Here is a 21,696-nt window from a genome sequence, read left to right as displayed (position 1 = left end):
CAGCAATCTGGCAGGAGGCGGACGGGTGGAAATGCTCAGCGACCCGCATACGTTCTCCATTGGCGACCCCGCTAACTCGTATGAGTCCGGAGGTTTTGCGTCCCGCCGTTGCCGGCGGTTTGCCTTTTTCAGTGGATCGCGTTCGATACGAACGGCAACGAACGCCCGCCCTTGATCCGGTTGCGCTCGCTTCAGCCGCGCCCCTGAGAGGGGTGTCAGAAACGCTAACAAAAGGCTAATTTACGACGTCGTTTGCGGCTACAGATTGTAAAATTTCGTAAGCAACCAGGGCATAGGCAAGATCGCCAAGTCGCGCTCCGCCTGGTTTCGGAAATGGATCTTCGCGCCGAAAGTGCTCGTTCAGCCGGCGGGCCTGAAGGTCCGCTTCTCGCTAGCCGACAATGCCCTATGATGGCGCATCATCACCACACGGCCTACGAACTAGCTGGCGAGCCGATGGGGCAGATTGCCGGTGCGGCGCTTGCAAGCGGCGCAGAGCTTTACAACCTCTACTATGATAGAGTGGGCGACGCGTTAGAAGTCTGGCTTCCGATCTTGCCCAAGATCAAAGGCGCCTAGCTCATCGGATATGGAAAAGACACCACGGCAAAGCTCCTGCGACCAACAGGTACGGAATTGCTACTCCAGTCGTAGGAGTGTGCTCGCCAGGGGCGAATTATTCAATAAAATCGATGGGTAGTGGCGGAGAGGGTGGGATTCGAACCCACGGTGCCCTTCCAGGCACGCCGCATTTCGAGTGCGGTACATTCGACCACTCTGCCACCTCTCCAGGGGGTCTTCGAGGCCGCCCGGGGGCGCGCCTTGAGTGAGGGCGGGATACCTAGCGGCGTCGCCCGAAGAGCGCAAGAGCCTGTGACAAGCTTTTGTGTCGCGGGGCGCGGTTTCCCGCTTCGGACCTCTCTAACCTAGGCCTTGGGGTAGAGAACCATCTGGGTGCAGCGGAAAAGCGCGATGGTCTTGCCGGTCGCCTCGGCGGTGACGATCGCGTCCCAGACCTGGGTGTTGCGGCCGCCATGGACCAGGGTCGCCGCGCAGGCCACCCCGCCGCCCTCGCGCACCGTGCCCAGGAAGTTGGACTTCAGCTCGATGGTGGTGAAGCCGCTGGCGCCGTCGGGCAGCGACACCACGCAGCCGTAGCCGCAGGCGCTGTCGGCCAGGGCGATGACGCTGGCGGCGTGCAGGAAGCCGTTGGGGGCCATGTGATGCTTGGCCACGGTCATGCGGCCGGTCACGCGCCCGGGGACCGCCTCCTGCCATTCCAGGCCCAGGAGGCCCGGCAGGTTGTCGGCCTGGGCCGCGGTCAGTTCGGCGCTCTTGTCTTCGGCCACGGCGGCGGCTCCCCGGTGTTCTGGTGTCAAGTTCTTCGCGTGCGAAGCATCTAGACGCCAGGACCGACGCGAGGCAAGTGGGTTTTTAAATGGAACTGATATCGACGTGCGGGAAGCGCTTGCCGTCCTCGCCCCGCGGCGGCAGGCGGAAGGCGCGGACGCCGACCTGCAGGGCCGGGGCGGCCAGCGGGCCGGGCGAGGCGACCACGGCGGCGCGGCGGGCGACGAAGGCCTCGGCCGGCACGGCGTCGCCGGCGTCGATGTTGCGGGCCTTCTGGTCGGCGACGGTGGTGTTCCAGGCGTCGGCGTCGGCGCCGGTCTGGCCGACCAGCAGCCGGGTCTGGGGCGGCAGGCCCAGCAGGCGGCGGGCGGCGGCGTGCTGGCCGGCCGCGTCGGCGCCCGGGGCGGCGCTGTCGTCCAGGCCCTGGTCCGGCGGCAGCAGGGCCGAGCCGGCGAACACCACGTCGCCGATCTGGTAGGCGGTGGCCCCCGGCAGACGGCCGGGCAGGGCGATGGCGGTGATCTCGACGCCGCCCATCGGCAGGGCCTCGCCGTCCTGGGCCAGCTTGTCGAAGTCCCAACCGTCCAGGTCGACGCCGTCACTGCCCAGCACCGGGACCAGGCGCCGGAGGCTGTCCAGCACCGGGGCGCCGATGCAGATCGAGGCGCCGGTCTCGTATTTCAGGTGGCCGGCCGCCGACAGGTGGTCGGTGTGCAGGCCGGTTTCCAGGATCCAGGTCGGGCCCAGGTCCCTGGCGCGGACGTCGGCGATGATGGCGTCGACGAAGCGGGTGTCGACGGCCTGGGTCAGCGGGTCGTAGTCCAGGACCGGGTCGACGAACGCGCAGAGCAAGGTGGCCGGGTCGGCGATCAGATAGGTCACCCGCCCGGTGGCGGGATGGTGGAAAGCGGTGATTTCCGGCTGCATAGATCGGTCCGATGACGCCCTGAGGCGCGCACCTTGACCGCAAGCTCTTAAGTATCGGCGAACAAGACTATGTCGTCGCGACGATCGGTCTCGGTCTTCGCCTAGGGGCGGTCGGTCGCGGCCGCGCAGCTCTTGTCGCCGCGCATCTGGGTCACCCAGACCGGCTCGACATAGCGCTCGCCGTCGCGGAAGCCGGGGGCGCAGCCCTCCGGCGTGTCGGACTTGGAGCGTCCGCCGCCACCGCGCATGTCCAGCGACAGGGCCAGGGACTGGGACGTTCCGCCGCGCCGTCCCCAGCCGTATCCGTCGCCGTAGCCGCCATAGCCCCCGTAACCGCCATAGCCGCCGTAGCCATAGCCGCCGTGCTTGCCGAAGTCGGTCTGGCTGACGGCGACGCCCAGGGTGCCGGTCTCGCCGATCGGGATCAGGCTGGAGACATAGCCGCTGCGATAGCCGCCCGTGCCGACGCTGACGCCCATCTCGCCGTGGACCTGGCGCTTGCCGTCCTTGTCCAGGGGGTAGCCGTTGACGTCGAGCTCGGCGCGCGGCGCATAGTGGATCGGATCGCCCTGGACCGGCGGCGCGTCGGCCATCCAGGCCGACAGCGGGTCGACGGCGGTCGGCTTGGCCCGTTCGGCCGCGTCGCGGGCCTGGGCGTCGGCCTTGGCCTTCTCCAGTTCGGCCTCGGTCGGCGGGCGGGTGGCGCGGGCGGCCGCGGTGGTCACCACCTCGTCGTCGGCCGAGCGGGCGAACGCGGCGGCAGGCAGGGCCAGCGGCCCCATCAGAGGCAGGGCGATCAGGGCGGCGAGGGCGATGCGGGACGCGAACATGGACGAAACCTCCGACCCCGCCACAGTGGGCTCGATCTGTAACCGAATTAGGGCCTGAATGTATCGGCCAGGCAAGGTCTAGCTGGGGGCGCGAGCAGGGGCGGCTCGTAGCGACCGCGCTTTGACGTCGCTGCGGTCCGGCGGTGGACGCGTTCAATGTCAGCTATGGGTGGAAAGCGGCAGTTGCCTCTGCGCCCGTCGACCCTACTTCTCGTATGAGCGATTCGCTTTTCGCCCAGGTTGGAACGCCGTGATTGTCTTCATCAACGTCTTCCAAGTCGATCCGCCCAATCAACAGAGATTGGTCGATATATTGACCAAGGTCACCGGTGAGATCGTCAGCAAAGCGCCCGGGTTCGTTTCGTCGACCCTTCATCGCAGCACAGACGGCAGCAAGGTCACCATGTACGCCAAATGGGCCAGCCTCGCTGACTATGAGGCCATGCGCCAAGACCCAGCCCCACGCCCATATCTCGAAGAAGCCCTGTCATTCGCTACATTTGATCCCGGCATGTATGAGGTGGTTGGCGAGTTCCGTTCAAAAACGACGGATGGAAAATCCAAGTCCCCTCCGCTTTAAAGGTCCGCTTAGGGCCGAAAGCGGCCTCGGAATCACAAAGCCTCGAGGGCGGCTTCCAGCGCGGCCATGTCCGGCGGCAGGGGGGTCTCGAACCGCAGGGTTTCGCCGGTGATCGGGTGGACGAAGCCCAGCACTGCGGCGTGCAGGGCCTGGCGGGAAAAGCCGATCTCGGTCAGGGCCGCCTTGACCGGCGCGGCGGGGGCGCCGGCGCCGTAGACCGGGTCGCCCAGGCAGGGGCTGCCCTTGCTGGCCAGGTGCACGCGGATCTGATGGGTGCGGCCGGTCTCCAGCCGGCAGGCCACCCGCGCGGCCAGCGGCTTGTCGCCGCCGAACGTCTTCTCCACCCGATAGTGGGTGATCGCCTCGCGGCCGCCGGACTTCAGCACCGCCATCTTCTTGCGGTCGCCGGGCGAGCGGCCCAGCTGGGTGGTGATCGTGGCGGCCGGCGGATGCGGGGCCCCGCGGACCAGGGCCAGGTACATGCGGTCGATGTCGTGCCGGGCGAACAGGGCCGACAGCCCCTGGTGGGCGGCGTCGGTCTTGGCCGCCACCATCACGCCGGAGGTCTCCTTGTCCAGCCGATGGACGATGCCCGGCCGGGCTACCCCGCCGATCCCCGACAGGCTGGCGCCGCAATGGAACAGCAGAGCGTTGACCAAGGTGCCGGTGTCGCAGCCGGGGGCGGGGTGGGCGGCCATGCCGGGCGGCTTGTCGATGACGATCAGGTGGGCGTCCTCGTAGAGCACGCGCAGCGGGATGTCCTCCGGCTCCGGCTCGGCGGCGACCGGCGGCGGGACCCGCACCTGGTAGACGCCCGCCGGGGCCTTGGCCTTGCCGTCGGCCATCGGACGCGGCTCGCCGCCCTCGACGACCAGCGACACCTGGCCGGCGGCGATCAGGGCCTGCAGCCGGGCGCGTGACAAGTCGGGGGCGGCGGTCGCCAGGGCCTTGTCCAACCGCTGACCGGCCAGGTCGGGGCCCAGGTCGATGCGCACGATCTCGCCGGCCGCTCTCCCCTCCAGGACGTCGAGGTCCGGGATGTCGAGGTCGTCGACCTCGTCGTCGAGCGTCGCGATCGGGTCGGGCGAGGGGATCAAGGCGTCTTCACGGCTCCGTCGCGGGCTGTCGCGTCGCGGATGTCGCCCGCGTCGGAAGGGGATAGTCGATGCGCGCGTCCCGCACCACCGTCGTGATGACCGGCATTACCGCCGCCAAGCGGGATCCCTCATGGGGATCAAGGCTCCCGCCCGAAGTTTTCGCGCGGACTTCAGAGGCCTTCGCTGGACAGGCGCCGTCATCCTACTGTTGTCTCCACAGGCTAACGCACGAGAAGACCAAGCGGCGCCGTGAGCCCCCGGGGAGTTGAGCATGACCATCGACAGACGCAGGGCCCTGGCCCTCTTCGGCCTGGGCGGCGCGGGCGCGGCCGGCGAGGCGATGGCGGCGGCCAAGCCCCGGGCCTATTTCGCCGGCCGGACCGCCTTCCTGCACGGCGTCGCCTCGGGCGATCCGATGGAGGACCGGGTGGTGCTGTGGACCCGGATCACGGCCGAGGCGACCACCGCCCCGATCGCCGTGCGCTGGGACGTGGCGACCGATGCGGCCTTCAAGGCCATCGTCCGCCAGGGCCAGGCCACCGCAGTCTCGGGCCGCGACTATACGGTCAAGGTCGACGTGACCGGCCTCAAGCCGGCGACGGACTATTTCTATCGCTTTCGCTACGTGAAGAACGGCAAGCCGTTCGGCAAGGGCGTCGGCGGCCGCACGCGCACCCTGCCCAAGGGCGAGGCCCGCGACGTCGTCCTGGCCGTGGTGTCGTGCGCCCTCTACCCCAACGGCTACTTCAACGCCTATGACGCCGTCGCCAAGCTGCCGCGCGTCGACGCCGTGCTGCACCTGGGCGACTACATCTACGAGTACGGCGCCGCGCCCGGCGACTACGGCATGGCCTCGCCGACCGCCAAGACCCGCGTCCCCGACCCGCCGCGCGAGCTGCTCAACCTGGAGGACTACCGCCGCCGCCACGCCCTCTACAAGACCGACCCGGCCTTGCAGGCGGCCCATGCCCGCGCACCGTGGATCGTGGTCTGGGACGACCACGAGACCGCCGACAACAGCTGGATCGGCGGGGCCGAGAACCACCAGCCCGCGACCGAAGGCGACTGGGCCAAGCGCAAGGCGGCCGGGATCAAGGCCTATTACGAGTGGATGCCGATCCGCGAGCCGGTGGCCGGGACCCTGCCCGAGGCGTCCTGGCGCCGCTTCCAGTTCGGCGACATCGTCACCCTGATGATGACCGAGACCCGGCTGACGGCCCGCACCCACCAGCTGGACTACGGCCGCGACCTGGCGGGGGCGGACGGCAAGCCCGACATGGCCGCCTTCGCCGCCAAGCTCAACGACCCGGACCGGCGGATGATGGGACAGGGCCAGGAGCAGTGGCTGGCCCGCGAGATCGACGCCTCGATGAAGGCCGGCACGGCCTGGCAGGTGCTGGGCAACCAGGTGGTGATGGCCCGGGTGGTCCCGCCCGACCTGAAGGCGACCATGGGCGAGGCGGCCTACGCCGCCCTGCTGGCCAAGCTGCCCGACTATGTGGCCAAGCCGGTCGAGGAGAGCCGGGGCCTGTCCCAGGCCGGCCTGCCCGGCAACCTGGACGCCTGGGACGGCTATCCGGCCGACCGGGCCCGGGTCCACGACATCTTCAAGGCCTACAAGGCCCGGCCCATCGTGCTGTCGGGCGACAGCCACGCCTTCTGGGTCAACGAGCTGTGGGACGACGCCGGCGCCGCGCGGGTGGCGGCCGAGTTCGGGGTCACCTCGGTGACCTCGCCCGGCTATGGCGACTACCTGCCCGGCGCGCCGCTCGACACGGCCTATGTGGCGCGCAACAAGGAGGTGAAGTTCACCGACCAGGCCGCCAAGGGCTTCCTGCTGCTGACCCTTGAGCACGGCAAGGCGACCGGCGAGCTGGTCGCCGTGTCGACGATCCTCGATCCCCAATACCAGACGCGGGTGCTGAAGCGGTTCGTGGTGACGCCGGGCGACGGCGGCGGGGTCAAGGCGCTGGCCGAGGGGTGAGGGCTGAACCGTTGTCATCCCGGAAGCCTCGCAGAGGCTGTCCGGGATCCAGGGCCGGCGCAGTGCGGTGGTCCTGGGTCCCGGCCTTCCGCTTCGCTCCAGCCGGGATGACAACACGAAGATGGGCTTCAACAGCGCCCGTCACCCGATCCGCATGGACAGCTCGACGTCCTCGGCGAACGGCGTGGACAGGTAGCCTGACGCCGGCGAGCGGACGCGCGCCAGGTAGTCGGGGCTGTAGTCGGCGTTGTCGGCGACGATCAGGGCGCCCGGCCGCAGGCGGCTTTCCACCAGGTCCAGGATCTCGGGATACAGCGCCTTGGCGCCGTCCAGCAGCAACAGGTCGATGGTCTCGGGCAGGTCGACGCTCAGCGTCTGCAAGGCGTCGCCCTGGCGGATCTCGACCAGGTCGATCAGGCCGCCGGCCGCCAGGTTGCCGCGGGCCCGCTCGATCTTGGACGGCTCGAACTCGCTGGTGATCAGCACGCCGCCGCCGTTGTCGCGCAGGGCCGCGGCCAGATAGAGGGTCGAGATTCCGAACGAGGTCCCGAACTCGACGATCGTGCGGGCGCCGCCGCCGCGGGCCAGCATGTAGAGCAGCAGGCCGGTCTCGCGGGAGACCGGCAGCGGGAAGTCCTTCATCTGGCTGTAGAAGTCGAGATAGTCGGTCTTGCTCTGCATCAGGCGCCGATGCTGTTCGACCGACAGGGCCGCCGCCAGGGGACTATTCATCGGCGAGGCGGCGTCGGCCTCTTCGAACAGACGATCCAGCAGGGGCGCCACCGGGGCGGTGGTCAGGGTGTTCATGGGAAATTCCGGTCTCAAAGGCGCGTCCTTGCGCCGCCTCGAAAAATGCGACTAATTCGTCAGATTGACTATTCGCATCGCCCCAGGCCCCGATGACCGAGCGCCCAAGCCCACGGATTTCCTCACGAAAACAGCCTCGCCAGGCGCGCTCGACCGAACTCGTTTCCGCCATTCTGGAGGCCGCTGTTCAGGTTTTGGCCAAGGAGGGCGCGGGGCGCTTCACCACCGCGCGGGTGGCCGAGAAGGCCGGGGTCAGCGTCGGCTCGGTCTATCAGTACTTTCCCAACAAGGCCGCGATCCTGTTCCGGCTGCAGAGCGACGAATGGCGCCAGACCACCCATCTGCTGCGCGCCATCCTCGAGGACGTCGACCGCCCGCCGTTCGAGCGGTTGCGCACCCTGGTCCACGCCTTCATCCGCTCCGAATGCGAGGAAGCCGAAATGCGCGTGGCGCTGAACGACGCCGCCCCGCTCTATCGCGACGCGCCCGAGGCCCACGACGCCAAGGCGGCGGGCGCCGACATCGTCCAGGGCTTCCTGCGCGAAGTGCTGCCCGCAGCCTCGGAGACCCGGCGGGCCCTGGCCGGCGACCTGATCAAGGCCACGCTCAGCCAGGTGGGCAAGGCCTTCTCGGAGACGCCGCGAACGCAGGCCGAGATCGCGGCCTACAGCGACGCCATGGCCGACATGTTCGAGGCCTATCTGCGGGGGCTTGGCGGGTCTCAAGCGCGAGATTCAAATCCATCCCCACCGTTGTCATCCCGGCTGTAGCGAAGCAGAAGGCCGGGACCCAGGACCACCGCAGTGCGCCGGCCCCTGGATCCCGGACAGCCTCTGCGAGGCTTCCGGGATGACAACGGGGTTTCGGGTCTCTGATTTCTTTTGGATATTCCGCCACTCAACGGAGCAAGCGCCGGCGCCCCTATCGCCGCTCCAGCGCGATCCGCACGCCGAACGCCACGAACACCCCGCCGGTCACCCGGTCCAGCCATCGCACCACCCCGGGCCGCCGCAGCGCCCGGGCGATCGGGGCAGTGGCCAGGATCAGGCCCCCGGCCCAGGTCAGGCCCATGGCCACGTGCATCGAAGCCAGGAGCAGGCCGAAGGCGGCGGGGCTGGCGCCGGCCGGGATGAACTGCGGCAGGAACGACACGTAGAACACCCCGACCTTGGGGTTCAGCAGGTTGTTCCAGAAGCCCCTGGCCAGGGCCGCGGCCAGGCCGCCCGACGGCGGGGGCTCGCCGGCGCCGGTGTCGAAGGCGGCGCGCGGCTTGCGCAGCAGGTTGACGCCCAGCCAGACCAGATAGGCCGCGCCCGCCCACTTCAGGATCGTGTAGGCGGCATGCGAGGCCACCAGCAGGGCGCCGGCCCCGAACGCCGCCGCCGCGCCCCAGGCCAGGCAGCCCAGGCCGATCCCCACCGCCACGGCGCTCGCGCGCCGCCCGCCCTCGGCGGCGGCCGTGCGCAGCACCAGGGCGGTGTCCAGGCCCGGCGTGAGGGTCAGCAGGCCGGCGGCGACGGCGAAGGCGATCAGGGACTGAGCGGCGGTCATGCCGACCTTGTCCGCCGCGTCCCGGCTCGAGGCAAGCGGTCAGCCCGCGATATGGCCGATGGCTGTGGCGATCGCCTGCCAGGCCGGCGATTCCGCGACCAGGACCTGGGTCAGATGCAGCGCCAGCATGGCCGCTCCGCCGACCAGATAGACCGGGTGAGGACGTCCGCGGGTGCGCCAGTCGACCCACATGGCCAAGAACAGCAGCAGGTCGCCGAGCAGGGCCGGCGGGATGGCCACGAAGACCGGCGGCGCGCCCACCAGGGGCAGGCCGGGCGGCGGGGTTGGCGGCGGCCCGCCGTGCGGGGCCAGGAAGGTCAGAAACCAGCGGGCGATCGGCGCGCCCAGCATCGAGATCGTGGCCAGCAGCAGCAGGCGCTTGTGCGTCTCCGGCCGTCTGATGTTGACGATCGCCAGGACGAACAGCACGGCGAAGAAGCCGATCCCGCCCATGCTGACCCAGGCGAAGGCGCGCACCTGGTGGGCCAGGCCCTCGGGCTGGCCGGGCAGCGAGGCCTGGGCGACCCGCAGCGAGACGACGGCGGTGACCACGAACACCATGGCGGTGGCGATCGCCACGCCCAGCAGACCCCAGGTGCGGTGGGCGACGGTCTTGCCTTGGGCCACCAGCCAGGTCTGGGCGCAGAACAGCGCCATCCACGAGAACAGCACCAGGCCGTGGATGTGGACCAGCGGCTCGGCCCTGAACCGGCCCTGGGCCATGGGCAGGAAATAGGTCGGCATGAAGCCGAGCACCGCGATGGCCAGGCAGGTCAGGGCCATGGCGAAATAGAATTGGCGCGAGGCGTTCGCTCGCGCACCGGTCTGCAAAGCCGCTTCGGTCATGTGTCGCGCCCCCATAGTCCCCGGGACGACGATGCCACAGATCCTGTCACCTGTAACGTAGGTGTAACAACGTTCTTCGACCGATGGTCTTCACGCGATCTGCACGTTCCCTGGCCGCCGGTTCGATGCGGGCCGGGCAGGCTGGCGGCATGAGAAGAACCCTAAGCCTCGCGCTCGACCAGTCGGTCGTTCTCCCAGACGCGGTAGAAGCACGAGCGAAAGCCCACGTGGCAGGCGCCGCCGTCGCCTTGCGGGCGGACCTTGATCAGCACCGCGTCCTGGTCGCAGTCGATGCGCAGCTCGGTGACGACCTGCAGCTGGCCGCTGGTCTCGCCCTTCTTCCACAGGCTGTCCCGCGAGCGGCTGAAATAGTGGGCGATCCCGGTGTCGAGGGTCAGCTTCAAGGCCTCGTCGTTCATCCAGGCGAACATCAGGATCTCGCCGGTGTCGGCGTGCTGGGCGATGGCGGCCACCAGGCCGTTGGCGTCAAAGCGCGGGGCGATGGCGGCGCCGCGCTCCAGAGCGGTCTTGTCGGCGGCGGGCGGGAAGATCTGGGAGGTCATGGGCGCAGATATGGCGCCCCTTGGCCGGGCGTCAAAGCCTGGATCAAGGGACGGGTGGCGGCGCTGGACGCCTGGGCGCGGCAGTGGGCCGAGCGCTCGCGCCTCAACGGCTGGGCCTACGAGTTCCTGCTGTTCGGCCTCAAGCAGGCCTGGGCCTGCCTGTTCGGCGGGCTGATGCTGGCCCTGATCGTGGGAACGCATCTGTGGTGGCCAGCTGGCGCGCCGCTGGCGCGCTACGACGTCCTCGTCCTCGCCGCGCTGGCCATCCAGGTCGCCCTGCTGGCCCTGAGGCTGGAACGCTGGGACGAGGCGGCGGTGATCGCGGTCTTCCATGTCGTCGGCACGGTCATGGAGGTGTTCAAGACCGCCCACGGCTCGTGGATCTATCCCGAGCCCGGCTTGCTGAAGATCGCCAGCGTGCCGCTGTTTTCCGGCTTCATGTACGCCTGCATCGGCAGCTACATCGCCCGGATCTGGCGACTGATGGACTTCCGGTTCACGGCCTATCCGCCGATCTGGGCCACCTGGACGCTGGCCGTGCTGGCCTATCTGAACTTCTTCACCCACCACTACGGCCCCGACATCCGGATCGGCCTGTTCGCGGCCTCGGCGGTGCTGTTCGGTCGCACCGGGGTGGTGTTCACGCCCGACCGGACGCCGCGCCGCATGCCGCTGCTGCTGGGCTTCGGGCTGGTGGCCCTGTTCATCTGGTTCGCGGAAAACCTGGGCACCCTGGCCGGCGCCTGGGCCTATCCCAGCCAGCGCCACGGCTGGCATATGGTCTCCCCCGGCAAGCTCGGCGCCTGGTACCTGCTGATGCTGCTCAGCTACGTCCTGGTGACGGCGGTGCACCGGCCAAGGCGGGCGTGATGGCTCGACGATCAGGTTTCGAAGATCGTCCGGATCACGCCGAGCAGGGCTTCGAGGTCGTCGTTGGCCAGCGCGCCAAGCTTCTTGCGCAGGCGCTGGCGATCGATGGAACGCATCTGATCCGGCACGATCAGGCCATCCTTGCCGTTGAACACCACCGGCACGCGGAACGACGTGGCCCAGCCGCCGGTGGTCATCGGCGCGACCAGGATCGTCCGCACGACCTTGTTCAGTTCGTCGGGCGAGATGACGACGCACGGTCGGGTCTTCTGGATTTCGTGGCCGACGGTCGGATCGAAGTTGGCGAGCCAGACCTCTCCCCGGGTCACCATTCGCCGTCCCATTCCTCGTCATCGAAATCATTGCCGAATTCTGGCCAGACGAGCCCGTCGGCGCCGGCTTCCGCCATCGCGCGGGCTTCTTCTTCCCAGCCGTCGCGCGGATGCTTTTTCGGCGCCGCCACGATGATGATGCGGTCGTCTTCCATCGTCACGTCCACGGGATCGCCCGCCTCCGCGCCGATACTGGCGAGGAAGGGCTTGGGCAGGATCACCCCGGCCGAATTGCCGATCTTGCGCACCGAGGATCGCATGAGGCCGTCTCCGTTAGAACGGAGTTATAACATTCTTTGGCCGTTACTTCCAGATCGGCTTGCCGTCCCCCGGCAAGCCCAGCCGCGCCCACTTCTCGCTGACCGCGTCGATCACCGCCTGGTCCATGCGGATCTCGTTCCCCCATTCGCGATGGGTCTCGGGCGGCAGCTTGTCGGTGGCGTCGAGACCGATCTTGCTGCCCAACCCGCTCTCGGGCGAGGCGAAGTCGAGATAGTCGATGGGGGTGTTCTCGATCACCGTGATGTCCCGCGCCGGATCCATCTTGGTGCTGATCGCCCACATCACGTCCTTCCAGTCGCGGGCGTTGATGTCGTGGTCCACGACGATCACCCACTTGGTGTACATGAACTGGCGCAGATAGCTCCAGACGCCCAGCATCACCCGCTTGGCGTGGCCCGGATAGGCCTTCTTCATCGACACCACGGCGATGCGGTAGCTGCAGCCCTCGGGCGGCAGCCAGAAGTCGACGATCTCGGGGAACTGCTGGCGGATCAGCGGGATGAACACCTCGTTCAGCGCTTCTCCGAGCACGGACGGTTCGTCCGGCGGCCGGCCGGTGAAGGTGGTCAGGTAGATCGGGTCCTTGCGCATGGTGATCGCGGTTACCTGGAAGACCGGGAACTTCTCGACGCTGTTGTAGTAGCCGGTGTGGTCGCCGTACGGCCCCTCGTCGGCATATTCGTCGAGCAGGACGTGGCCCTCGATGACGATCTCGGCGTGGGCCGGCACCATCAGCGGCACGGTCTTGGCCGGCACCAGGTCGACCTTGGCCCCGCGCAGCAGGCCGGCGAACTGATATTCGCTGAGGGTGTCGGGCACCGGGGTCACGGCGGCCAGGATGGTGCCGGGATCGGCGCCGAGCACGGCGCAGGCGGGCAGGGGGTCGCGATTCCCCGCCTTCTTGTGCCGCGCGTAGTGCTGGGCTCCGCCGCGATGAGCCAGCCAGCGCATGATGCAGCGGTCCTTGCCGATCACCTGCATGCGGTAGATGCCCAGGTTGAAGTCGTCCTCGCGGTCCTTGCCCGGGCCCTTGGTGACCACCAGCGGCCAGGTGATCAGCGGGGCCGGCTCGCCCGGCCAGCAGGTCTGGACCGGCAATTTCGTCAGGTCGATCTGGTCGCCCGTGAGCACCACCTCCTGCACCGGGGCCTTCTTCACCGTGCCTGGCCGCATGGCCATCACGGTCTTGGCCAGGGGCAGCATGTCCAGGGCGTCCTTCAGGCCCTTGGGCGGTTGGGGCTGGCGCAGGAAGGCCAGCAGCTCGCCGACCTCGCGCAGCTCGCCGGCCGTGGTGCGCGGCTCGCCGCCCAGGGTGACGCCCATGGCCACCCTCTTGACCGTGCCGAACAGGTTGGCCAGGGCCGGCATCGGCGAGCGCGAGCCGTCGGGCAGGATGACGTTCTCGAACAGCACCGCCGGCCCGGCCGTGGCCAGCAGGCGCGTCTGGATCTCGGTCATCTCCAGCACGGTCGAGACGGGTTCGCTCACCCGCACCAGCTCGCCCTTCGCCTCGAGGACGTCGATGAATTCGCGAAGCGAGCGATAGGCCATGCGGGCGGACTCCTGAACGCGGCGGAACCTAGAGGCGCCCTCCCGCTCCGGCAAGGTCGGGCCGGAAAGCTCGACCCTAGGCGCCGCGCCCACGGCGTGATCTCTGGCCCCACGACATTCGAGGTTGCAGCAAGATGACCGACGCCCTGAACGAGACCGCCCCGTCCGATCCCCGCGCCGTGCGCCGCGCGACGATCCTCCGCCTGGCCGCGGGCCTGGCCCAGGGGCTGCTGCTGTACGGCCTCTACCAGGCCGACCAGTCCAAGGTCTGGCCGGCCACCCAGCGCGAGCTCTACGGCGCCCTGCTGCTGGTCGTGCTGTTCACGCCGTTTTTGGTCCTGGCGGGCGTGTCAGCCCTGCGCTGGCGCACCCTGGCGGCCTGGAAGGGCGTGGCGGCCGTCGCCGCCGCGGGCCTCGGCGCCTATGGCGTGTGGAGCGGCGATCCGGCCGCCAAGGGCGTCGACGCCCTGGGGCCGCAAACCTTCTTCGCGATCGCCGCCCTGGTCTTCATCGGCCATCACCTGGTCGAGCCGGCCGACCTGGAGCGGCGGCGCATCGCCCGCTACCCGACCTATTTCGACGTCACCTGGAAGCACGGGGTGCAGGGCGCGCTGTCGGTGGGCTTCACCGGGGCCTTCTGGCTGCTGCTGTTCCTGGCCGCGGCCCTGTTCAAGCTGATCGGCGTCGACGCCATCGACAAGCTGATCAAGCACGAGTGGTTCAGCTTCCCCGCCACCGCCGTGATGTTCGCCGCCGCCGTCCAGCTGACCGACGTGCGGGCCAACCTGGTGCGCGGCGTGCGGACGGTCGCCCTGACCCTGCTGGCCTGGCTGCTGCCGCTGATGGCGCTGATCGCCGCGGCCTTCCTGCTGACCCTGCCGTTCACCGGCCTGGAGCCGCTGTGGAAGACGAAAAGCGCCACCGCCATCCTGCTGGTCGCCGACGCCTTCCTGATCCTGCTGGCCAACGCCGCCTACCAGGACGGGACCGAGACCACCGCCGCGGTGCTGCGGTGGGCGGCGCGGCTGGCGGGCGTGCTGCTGGTCCCGATCACCGTGCTGGCGGGCTACGGCCTCAGCCTGCGGATCGGCCAGTACGGCCTCAGCCCCGACCGGATCATCGCCGCCGCCTGCGTGCTGGTCGCGGCGGGCTACGCGGTGGGTTACGCGGTCGCCGCCGTGCGGCCGGGGGCCTGGATGAAGGCGCTGGAGACCACCAACATCGCCATGGCCTTCGTGGTCATCGCGGTGCTGCTGGCCCTTTGCACGCCGCTGGCGGATCCCCGGCGGCTGTCGGTGGAGGACCAGGTGGCGCGGCTGCACGCCGGCAAGGTCAAGCCTGAGGCGTTCGACTACGCCTTCCTGCGTTTCCAGGGGGGGCGTATTGGTCGCGAGGCTCTGATCGCCTTAGGCAAGGACCGGAACGCGGCGTTCAACGCCCCTGCCGCTAAGGCGCTCAGCGCCACCAGCCCCTATGAGCTTTCGAAAGGAGACGACAGGCCTTCCGCCAAGGCCGTAGCCGAGATCCATGTCTACCCCAAGGGCAGGGTCTTGCCCGAGAGCTTCCTGAAGCAGAACGGCGGCTGGAAGCTCCGTTCGACCTGCGTGTACTCACCCGAAACCTGCGCCATAACCCTGCTTGACATCGACGAGGACGGCATCGACGAAGTGCTGGTTTGGAACGGGTCGGTAGTCGAGATCGTAAAGGTGCAGGACGGTCTGTGGCGGCAGGTCGGCTCAGCCTCGGACTGCGGCGGCGGCAAGGTGGACGAGGCGTTCAAGAGCGGTGACATCCGCCTGGCTCCGCCCGTTGCGCGGCGTGACATCCTGGTGGGCGGTCTGCGTCTCCAGGTCCAACCGACCCGAGACGGGTGTCGCGCGGAAGCAAAAGGGCCGCCGTTGACGCCTGCCACGATTACCTTCGAAGGGCGTTAGTCCGCCCTCGCTGAGGGCGTTCATGCTGCCGGGGACACGCCCTTGCGGCGTGTTCCCAAAACAAGCGCCGTGCGAACCGCGGGGGACACGCCGCGAGGGCATGTCCCCGGCCTCAGCCCACGCCCTCCGACACCGCGTTGAGCCGCGCATACACCCCGCCGGCCGCCTTCAGTTCCCCGTGCCGGCCTTCCTCGACCACCCGGCCGTTCTGGAACACCAGGATGCGGTCGGCGCCGCGCACGGTGGACAGGCGGTGGGCGATGACGATGGTGGTGCGGCCGGCCATCAGGGCCTCGGCGGCGGCCTGGACCTGGCCCTCGGTCTCGACGTCGAGCGAGGAGGTGGCCTCGTCCATCACCAGGATCGGGGCGTCGGTCAGGAAGGCCCGCGCGATGGCCACGCGCTGGCGCTCGCCGCCCGACAGCTTGATGCCCCGCTCGCCGACCAGGGTGTCGTAGCCCTGGGGCAGGCGCAGGATGAAGTCGTGGGCGCGGGCCTTCTTCGCCGCCTCGACGACCTCTTCTTCGGTCGCGTCGGGACGGCCATAGGCGATGTTTTCGCGCAAGGTGCGGTGGAACAGGGCCGGGTCCTGCGGCACCACGGCGATGGCGCGGCGCAAGCTGCCTTGCGTGACCTGGGCGACGTCCTGGCCGTCCATGACGATCCGGCCGCCCTGCAGATCGTGCAGCCGCTGGACCAGCTTGACGAAGGTCGACTTGCCCGAGCCGGTCGGCCCGACCAGCGCCACCCGCTCGCCGGGCGCGATCCGCAGCGAGAAGTGGTCGTACAGCGGCGCGCCGGCCGACTTGTAGCGGAAGGTCACGTCCTCGAAGGCGATGGCGCCCGGGCCGCGCTTGAAGTCGGGCGCGCCGGGGGCGTCGGCGATCTGCGGCGCCAGGCCCTCCCAGGCGGCCAGGTCCTCGGTGTCGTCCAGGCCCTTCTGCAGCATGCGGATGTTCTCGCCCATGTTGCGCAGATAGCCGCTCATCAGCATGAAGGCGGTGATGGCGAAGGCGACGTCGCCGGGCGTCGCGGTCCCCTTGGCCCAGGCGTGGATCATCGCCGCCGTCAGTCCGCCCTGCAGCAGCACCAGCAGCAGGTTCTGGCCCAGCCAGACATTGGTGAACTTGTGCCAGGTGACCATCACCGCCTCGCGCCAGGCGGCGGTGACCTGGGCGACCTGGGCGCTCTCGCGGGCCTCGGCCCCGAAGCTCTTGACGGTGGGGTTGGAGGTCACCGCGTCGGCCAGGCTGGCGCCGATCTTCGAATCCAGGGCGTTGGACTTCAGGTTGGCGGGCCGCACATAGCGCGTGGTGACCACCAGGTTGACGGTGATGTAGGCGGCGACCACGACCAGGGCGACGATCCCCGCCAAGGGCTGGCGCAGCAGCAGCATCACCGACAGCCCGACCAGCACGATCAGGCTGGGGGCCAGCCAGATGGTCACCGCGTCGGTCACGCTGTCATAGCCCCACATGGCGCGGGTCAGCTTGCGCACCGTGGCGCCGGCGAAGCTGTCGGCGTGCCAGTCGGACGAGAAGGCCTGGACGCGGGCGTAGCCCTCGTTGGTCATCTCCTCCATGTTGCGGGCGGCCAGCGGGATCCAGAACCGCATGGCTAGGTTGCGGATCAGCGAAAAGCCCAGATAGACCCCGACGAACGCCGCCCAGGCGCCCCAGGCCGCGTCGATCGCCGACGGTCCCTTGGTGATCGTGTCGATCAGCCGGCCAGAGGCCCAGGGCAGGGCCAGGTCGAAACAGATCGCCATCAGGGTCAGGCCGACGCCGGTGAAGAACAGCCCCTTCCGGCGCAGCCAGAAGCGCGCGATGAAGCCCAGCACCCTGGCGTTGCTCAGGGCGCGGCGGGGAGCGCCGGTCTCATCCTCGTCGATCTGGTCGGTCATGGTGGAGGACAGATAGGCGCTCCGCACGCGCGGCGCGAGCGGCGGTTCAAGCCTGTTTCGAGCTGTGGCTTCGGCGCCGCCCGCCGCCGAACGGCCGCCAGCGCAGGTACCAGCGGATGGCCGGGCCGACGATCGGGGTGCGCAGCAGCGGCCGCACCGCATGCGGCCGGGTCTTGAGGAAGCACATCACCGCCCCGATCCAGAACACCGTGGTCGGCAGGCCCGGCGTCACGATGCCAATCGCCCCGATCGCCACCAGCGCCGCGCCCAGCCCGTCCAGCGCCCAGTGGACCGGACGGGACAAGCGCTTGCGGGACGGGCGGGGAGCGTCGGTCATCGGACTGGAATGTGGGGGATCAGGCGCGAAACGGGAAGACGGCTTTCTCGCCTGTTGCGGGCGCTGGAGGGAGGCATGTGACGCCCTGGCCGGTTTGCGTCGCGGCAAAAACCGGAATTGTCCTTCCCTCCCCCTTGCGGGGAGGGTGGCCCGCGTAGGGGGTCGGGTGGGGGATCGGTGCAGGGTGTCTAGCGGGTTTGCTGGCTGACTCAGCAGCCCCCCACCCGACCCTGGCGCCGCCAGGGCCACCCTCCCCACGAGGGGGAGGGAAGGGACTTATGCTCGGCGTTCAGGGAACAAAGCCTCGCGATTTCAACGCTCTGAACTTTCTCGACCCGATTTTATCCTCACCCCTTCAGACCACCCTTATCCTGATCTCACCTGAAAGCACGGGGAGGGCGCACGTACGGCGACCGATGCGGCTTTCGGGGGTGGTCGAGCGGGGAGCGTCCGCTGGCCGGTGTCGGAGGGCCCTTCGGGTCGGTCGGCGGAGCGTGGAGGCCTCGGATGGGGCCTCGGGCGGTCCGGGCCGGGCGGCGGGAACATCCCCTCGGGGCCGAACGGCGAAACGCACCAGGCGCGGGCTGAAATCGCCCGCGCGGCCCGGACGGGGTACGTCGCCCCTCCGCCCGTCGGGGGCCTCCATCGGAGCGGGTTAAAAATCCGCGACCCGAAGGCTTCCGGATAACGGTTCCACGCGAAGCGCCTGCACTTCGTCGAAACGGTACTTACAACCGCAAATCATCCGGGCGAGGCCCGGGCGCTTCGCACCCTTCCCATTCAGCTCAGCGGCTTTCCGCGTGAGGCGGCGAAATCGTGTCTCCGCGCCCTTCCCAAAATCAGATCGACATGCACCCCCCGGTGGGGCCGAAAACCTCGTCCTTCGACAAGCTCAGGATGAGGTTTTCTACGGCTCGGCCTGCAAATTGGTCCTCATCCTGAGCCTGTCGAAGGACGAGGACCACGCACAGCGTTGGAGGTCGACCCTAGGCGAACCGCAGGTGGCTGAGCCTGTCGCCACGCAGGCCGGCGCGGATGCGGCCGCCGAACTTCGTGCCCGAGGTCAGTCGCGACACCATGCCGGCGTCGCCGGCTCGGTCGAAGGCCCGCGCCGCCGCGGTCCACAGGGCGGTGGTCACCGGATGCGGCGCCACGATGCCGGCGGCCAGGCCGAGGACCAGCAGGGCCCAGGCTTCCACGCGGTCGACCAGGAGAGCGAGGGACGGACGGGTCATCGGAAGCCTTTCGGAGCGGAAGGAGAAGGGCCGCCGCCCCGGGGGAAGGACGGCGACCCTCCTCGGGCTAGCGAACCGGCTGGAGGGGGCCGCCGTTTCGCTGAACACACCTTGGCTGGCGGCCTTCAATCAATCCAATTGATCGTTTTTCGCGGCGAGATCGGAAAGTTCTATGGCAGCCTCTGGGCATGGTTGCGCGAGGCGGGAGCCGGGGGCTAAGCCTTGGCCATGAGTTCGCCCGACACCACCATCCTGCCCGACGCCGCCGCCGGCAACTGGGTCGACCGCCATGCGCCGCCGGCCCTGCGGCCCTGGCTGAAGCTGGGCCGGTTCGATCGGCCGGCGGGGATCTGGCTGCTGATGCTGCCCGGCTGGCAGGGCATCGCCCTGGCCGCGGCCGGCCAGGGCCAATGGCCCAATCCGTGGCTGCTGATCGCCTTCTTCGTCGGGGCGGCCCTGATGCGGGCGGCCGGCTGCGCCTTCAACGACATCGTCGACCGCGACTTCGACGCCCAGGTCAGCCGCACGGCCCTGCGTCCCATCCCCGCCGGCCTGATCAGCGTCAAGCAGGCCTGGGCGTTCGTGATCGGCTGCTGCCTGGTCAGCTTCGGCATCCTGGTCTGCCTGGGCTGGCTAGCCATCGGCCTGGGCGTCGCCTCGCTGGGCCTGGTGGCGGCCTATCCGTTCATGAAGCGCATCACCTGGTGGCCGCAGGCCTGGCTGGGCCTGACCTTCAACTGGGGCGCCCTGCTGGGCTATGCGGCGGCGACCCACCGGCTGGATTGGTCGGCGGCGCTGCTTTACGCTTCGGGCCTGTTCTGGACCCTGGGCTACGACACGATCTACGCCATCCAGGACATCGAGGACGACGCCCTGGCCGGGGTGAAGTCCTCGACCCGCCGGCTGGGGGCGCACGTCCAGAAAGGCGTGCTGGCCTTCTATGTCGCCTGCTTCGTGCTGGTCGTCGCAGCGGCGTGGGTTGGGGGGCTGGGGCCGCTGTTCCTGCCCCTGGCCGCCCTGGTCGCCGTCCACCTGTCGCGCCAGGCCGCCCGGGTGCGGATCGACGACCCGGCCGGGGCCCTGGCCCTGTTCAAGTCCAACGCCCAGGTCGGCTTCGTGCTGTTCCTGGCCCTGGCGGCGGGGATGTGGAAGCCGCCGGGGCTGTAGGGATCCGGTCTCCACCGTTGTCATCCCGGAAGCCTCGCGGAGGCTGTCCGGGACCCAGGGGACTGGGTAGATGCGGTGCGGCTGCCCTGGGTCCCGGGACAAGCGCTGCGCGCTTTCCGGGATGACAACGGAGAGAGCGCGACAGGGATCAGAACGGCCCGTTGCGATAGATCCGCTCCATGCTCCGCTCCAGCTCGCCCAGCCGGCGGTCATAGGCGCGGTTCAGGCAGGCGCGGTTGGCGCCGCAGCCTCGGCGGTCGCGCAGCCACTGCTGCTGGGCGTCGATCAGCGCGCCGCGGCCGCCCATGGCCAGGGTGCGCCTGTTGACCTCGTAGAGCACCGACATCTTCACGTCCTTGTCGTTCAGGGCGGTGTTGGCGCAGACCGCCTTCTCGTCGGGAGCCCGGGCGCGATTGCAGTCGAAGCTGGCGGCCCAGGACAGGGTTGGGGCGGCCGCGAAGGGCAGGGCGAAGGCCAGGGCGAGGGCGGTCAGGATCAGGCGCATGGGGAATCTCCGAAGGCAGCATGACGTCGGGTCATTCTGTAAGCCGGACGCTGAATGTGGCATGATCGTTCCATGGCCGTCGCGTCCCGCATCAAGCCGCAGGAACTGTTCACGCCGCAGGAATGGGCGCCGCTGTCGGCGCGCTCGTCGTGGCGGGGCCTGCTGATGGTCGCCCACGCCTGGGCGGTGATCGTCGCGGCCGGGGCGGCGTTCGTGCTCTGGCCCAATCCGCTGACCTACCTGCTGGCGGTGATGCTGATCGGGGCCCGCCAACTGGGCCTGGCCATCCTGATGCACGAGGCCGCCCACGGCGGGCTGCACCCGGACCTGAAGGTCAACGACTGGGTCGGCGAATGGCTGTGCGCGGCCCCGACCGGCGCCTCCCTGGCCAAGTATCGGCCCTATCACCTGACCCACCACAAGTACGCCCAGCAGGCCGAGGATCCGGACCTGGTGCTGTCGGCGCCGTTCCCGACCACCCGCGCCTCGCTGCGCCGCAAGATCGTCCGCGACCTGACCGGCCAGACCTTCTTCAAGCAGCGATTCGGCCCGCTGCTGGGCAAGCTGAAGGGCGGCCAGCCGAAGGGCGCGATCTTCAGCGGCGAGGTGGGACGCCAGGCGCCGTTCCTGCTGTGGAACCTGGGCCTGCTGGCCGTGCTGAGCGCCATCGGCCTGTGGTGGGCCTGGCTGGCGCTATGGATCGTGCCGATGGCGACCTGGTTCCCGCTGGTCACCCGCCTGCGCAACATCGCCGAGCACGCCCTGGTGGCCAGGGACGAGCCCGACCCGTTCCGCCACGCCCGCACCACCCGGGCCAACTGGATCGAGCGGGCCCTGATCGCGCCCTACCATGTCAACTTCCACGCCGAGCACCACCTGTTCATGCACATGCCGTGCTGGAACCTGCCCAAGGCCCATCGGCTGCTGGCGGCCAAGGGCCGGACCGAAGGCATGCTGACCGCGCCCGGCTACATGTCGGTGCTGAAGGCGGCGTCCAGCCGGGCGCCGGCCTAGAGACCAGAGCCGGGCCGTGCTCTAAGCCGCC

Annotated in this window: 22 protein-coding genes, 1 tRNA gene and 1 riboswitch; of the genes, 7 read left to right on the top strand and 16 right to left on the bottom strand. The window is 69.2% G+C overall.

From position 1 onward, the window contains the following. Positions 1-58: 58 nt before the first annotated feature. A riboswitch (cyclic di-GMP riboswitch) is annotated at positions 59-134 on the bottom strand. A gap of 566 nt (positions 135-700) precedes the next feature. The 4 genes from J2X41_RS17735 to J2X41_RS17720 form a co-directional block, all read right to left on the bottom strand. Then, positions 701-790: transfer RNA gene (locus J2X41_RS17735), tRNA-Ser, on the bottom strand. A gap of 136 nt (positions 791-926) precedes the next feature. Beyond that, on the bottom strand, positions 927-1,349 hold the full coding sequence (locus J2X41_RS17730) for a PaaI family thioesterase (protein ID WP_310083723.1): 423 nt from the start codon (positions 1,347-1,349) through the stop codon (positions 927-929). Between the two features lie 85 nt (positions 1,350-1,434). Continuing rightward, positions 1,435-2,277, bottom strand: coding sequence for an MBL fold metallo-hydrolase (locus J2X41_RS17725; RefSeq protein ID WP_310083721.1), 843 nt, complete (start codon positions 2,275-2,277; stop codon positions 1,435-1,437). 101 nt (positions 2,278-2,378) lie between these two features. Continuing rightward, the gene (locus J2X41_RS17720) at positions 2,379-3,107 is read right to left on the bottom strand and encodes a hypothetical protein (RefSeq protein ID WP_310083718.1); all 729 of its coding nucleotides are present in this window, start codon (positions 3,105-3,107) and stop codon (positions 2,379-2,381) included. Positions 3,108-3,357: 250 nt separating this feature from the next. Between J2X41_RS17720 and J2X41_RS17715 the strand changes: the two genes are divergently transcribed. Further along, a complete protein-coding gene (locus tag J2X41_RS17715) occupies positions 3,358-3,687 on the top strand; it encodes an antibiotic biosynthesis monooxygenase (protein ID WP_310083716.1) in 330 nt (109 codons plus the stop codon). A gap of 32 nt (positions 3,688-3,719) precedes the next feature. Here the strand turns inward: J2X41_RS17715 and J2X41_RS17710 are convergent, their stop codons facing one another. Next, positions 3,720-4,784: an RluA family pseudouridine synthase gene (locus J2X41_RS17710; RefSeq protein ID WP_404979949.1), complete on the bottom strand. Its 1,065-nt coding sequence runs from the start codon at positions 4,782-4,784 to the stop codon at positions 3,720-3,722. Between the two features lie 271 nt (positions 4,785-5,055). Here J2X41_RS17710 and J2X41_RS17705 point away from each other — a divergent pair, with 271 nt between their 5' ends. Further along, positions 5,056-6,768, top strand: coding sequence for an alkaline phosphatase D family protein (locus J2X41_RS17705; RefSeq protein ID WP_310083715.1), 1,713 nt, complete (start codon positions 5,056-5,058; stop codon positions 6,766-6,768). A gap of 141 nt (positions 6,769-6,909) precedes the next feature. Here the strand turns inward: J2X41_RS17705 and J2X41_RS17700 are convergent, their stop codons facing one another. After that, the gene (locus J2X41_RS17700) at positions 6,910-7,575 is read right to left on the bottom strand and encodes an O-methyltransferase (RefSeq protein WP_310083712.1); all 666 of its coding nucleotides are present in this window, start codon (positions 7,573-7,575) and stop codon (positions 6,910-6,912) included. Between the two features lie 92 nt (positions 7,576-7,667). Between J2X41_RS17700 and J2X41_RS17695 the strand changes: the two genes are divergently transcribed. Next, complete coding sequence (locus J2X41_RS17695; protein ID WP_310083709.1) at positions 7,668-8,345, top strand: TetR family transcriptional regulator; 678 nt, start codon at positions 7,668-7,670, stop codon at positions 8,343-8,345. Between the two features lie 151 nt (positions 8,346-8,496). Here the strand turns inward: J2X41_RS17695 and J2X41_RS17690 are convergent, their stop codons facing one another. The 3 genes from J2X41_RS17690 to hisI all read right to left on the bottom strand — a co-directional run bounded on the left by J2X41_RS17690 (position 8,497) and on the right by hisI (position 10,535). Next, positions 8,497-9,126 (bottom strand): LysE family translocator, encoded by a 630-nt coding sequence (locus J2X41_RS17690; RefSeq protein ID WP_310083706.1) that lies wholly within the window; start codon positions 9,124-9,126, stop codon positions 8,497-8,499. A 39-nt stretch (positions 9,127-9,165) separates the two neighbouring features. After that, a complete protein-coding gene (locus tag J2X41_RS17685; RefSeq protein WP_310083704.1) occupies positions 9,166-9,972 on the bottom strand; it encodes a hypothetical protein in 807 nt (268 codons plus the stop codon). 161 nt (positions 9,973-10,133) lie between these two features. Next, entirely contained in the window at positions 10,134-10,535 is a 402-nt protein-coding gene (gene hisI, locus J2X41_RS17680) for a phosphoribosyl-AMP cyclohydrolase (protein WP_310083701.1), read from the bottom strand. A 54-nt stretch (positions 10,536-10,589) separates the two neighbouring features. Here hisI and J2X41_RS17675 point away from each other — a divergent pair, with 54 nt between their 5' ends. Beyond that, positions 10,590-11,405 (top strand): DUF817 domain-containing protein, encoded by an 816-nt coding sequence (locus J2X41_RS17675; protein WP_310083698.1) that lies wholly within the window; start codon positions 10,590-10,592, stop codon positions 11,403-11,405. Between the two features lie 11 nt (positions 11,406-11,416). Here the strand turns inward: J2X41_RS17675 and J2X41_RS17670 are convergent, their stop codons facing one another. The 3 genes from J2X41_RS17670 to J2X41_RS17660 are packed head-to-tail and all read right to left on the bottom strand — an operon-like array spanning position 11,417 to position 13,570. After that, a complete protein-coding gene (locus tag J2X41_RS17670; RefSeq protein WP_310083695.1) occupies positions 11,417-11,737 on the bottom strand; it encodes a type II toxin-antitoxin system PemK/MazF family toxin in 321 nt (106 codons plus the stop codon). Then, positions 11,731-11,997 carry an AbrB/MazE/SpoVT family DNA-binding domain-containing protein gene (locus J2X41_RS17665; protein WP_056758129.1) on the bottom strand — a complete coding sequence of 89 codons (267 nt, stop codon included), beginning with the start codon at positions 11,995-11,997 and terminating at the stop codon, positions 11,731-11,733. The genes J2X41_RS17670 and J2X41_RS17665 overlap by 7 nt, the downstream gene beginning before the upstream one ends. 43 nt (positions 11,998-12,040) lie before the next feature. Next, a complete protein-coding gene (locus J2X41_RS17660) occupies positions 12,041-13,570 on the bottom strand; it encodes a UbiD family decarboxylase (protein ID WP_310083690.1) in 1,530 nt (509 codons plus the stop codon). Between the two features lie 134 nt (positions 13,571-13,704). Here J2X41_RS17660 and J2X41_RS17655 point away from each other — a divergent pair, with 134 nt between their 5' ends. Further along, positions 13,705-15,504, top strand: coding sequence for a DUF4153 domain-containing protein (locus tag J2X41_RS17655; protein WP_310083687.1), 1,800 nt, complete (start codon positions 13,705-13,707; stop codon positions 15,502-15,504). 112 nt (positions 15,505-15,616) lie between these two features. On the opposite strand, the gene J2X41_RS17650 is transcribed toward J2X41_RS17655, so the two are convergent. From J2X41_RS17650 to J2X41_RS17640, 3 genes are all read right to left on the bottom strand, one after another. Next, positions 15,617-17,407, bottom strand: coding sequence for an ABC transporter ATP-binding protein (locus tag J2X41_RS17650; protein WP_310083684.1), 1,791 nt, complete (start codon positions 17,405-17,407; stop codon positions 15,617-15,619). Between the two features lie 46 nt (positions 17,408-17,453). Beyond that, on the bottom strand, positions 17,454-17,744 hold the full coding sequence (locus tag J2X41_RS17645) for a DUF454 family protein (RefSeq protein WP_310083681.1): 291 nt from the start codon (positions 17,742-17,744) through the stop codon (positions 17,454-17,456). A 986-nt stretch (positions 17,745-18,730) separates the two neighbouring features. After that, a complete protein-coding gene (locus J2X41_RS17640; RefSeq protein WP_310083679.1) occupies positions 18,731-18,979 on the bottom strand; it encodes a hypothetical protein in 249 nt (82 codons plus the stop codon). Between the two features lie 228 nt (positions 18,980-19,207). On the opposite strand from J2X41_RS17640, the gene ubiA reads away from it, so the two are divergent. Next, entirely contained in the window at positions 19,208-20,146 is a 939-nt protein-coding gene (ubiA, locus tag J2X41_RS17635; protein ID WP_310083677.1) for a 4-hydroxybenzoate octaprenyltransferase, read from the top strand. A gap of 148 nt (positions 20,147-20,294) precedes the next feature. Here ubiA and J2X41_RS17630 read toward each other — a convergent pair whose 3' ends face one another. Next, positions 20,295-20,651, bottom strand: coding sequence for a hypothetical protein (locus J2X41_RS17630; RefSeq protein ID WP_310083675.1), 357 nt, complete (start codon positions 20,649-20,651; stop codon positions 20,295-20,297). A gap of 72 nt (positions 20,652-20,723) precedes the next feature. Between J2X41_RS17630 and J2X41_RS17625 the strand changes: the two genes are divergently transcribed. Then, on the top strand, positions 20,724-21,665 hold the full coding sequence (locus J2X41_RS17625; RefSeq protein WP_310083671.1) for a fatty acid desaturase family protein: 942 nt from the start codon (positions 20,724-20,726) through the stop codon (positions 21,663-21,665). The last annotated feature ends 31 nt before the right edge of the window (positions 21,666-21,696 follow it).

It is taken from the genome of Caulobacter sp. BE254 (assembly GCF_031457295.1).
GTDB lineage: Bacteria > Pseudomonadota > Alphaproteobacteria > Caulobacterales > Caulobacteraceae > Caulobacter.
This window is presented reverse-complemented; position numbering and strand designations above follow the sequence as displayed.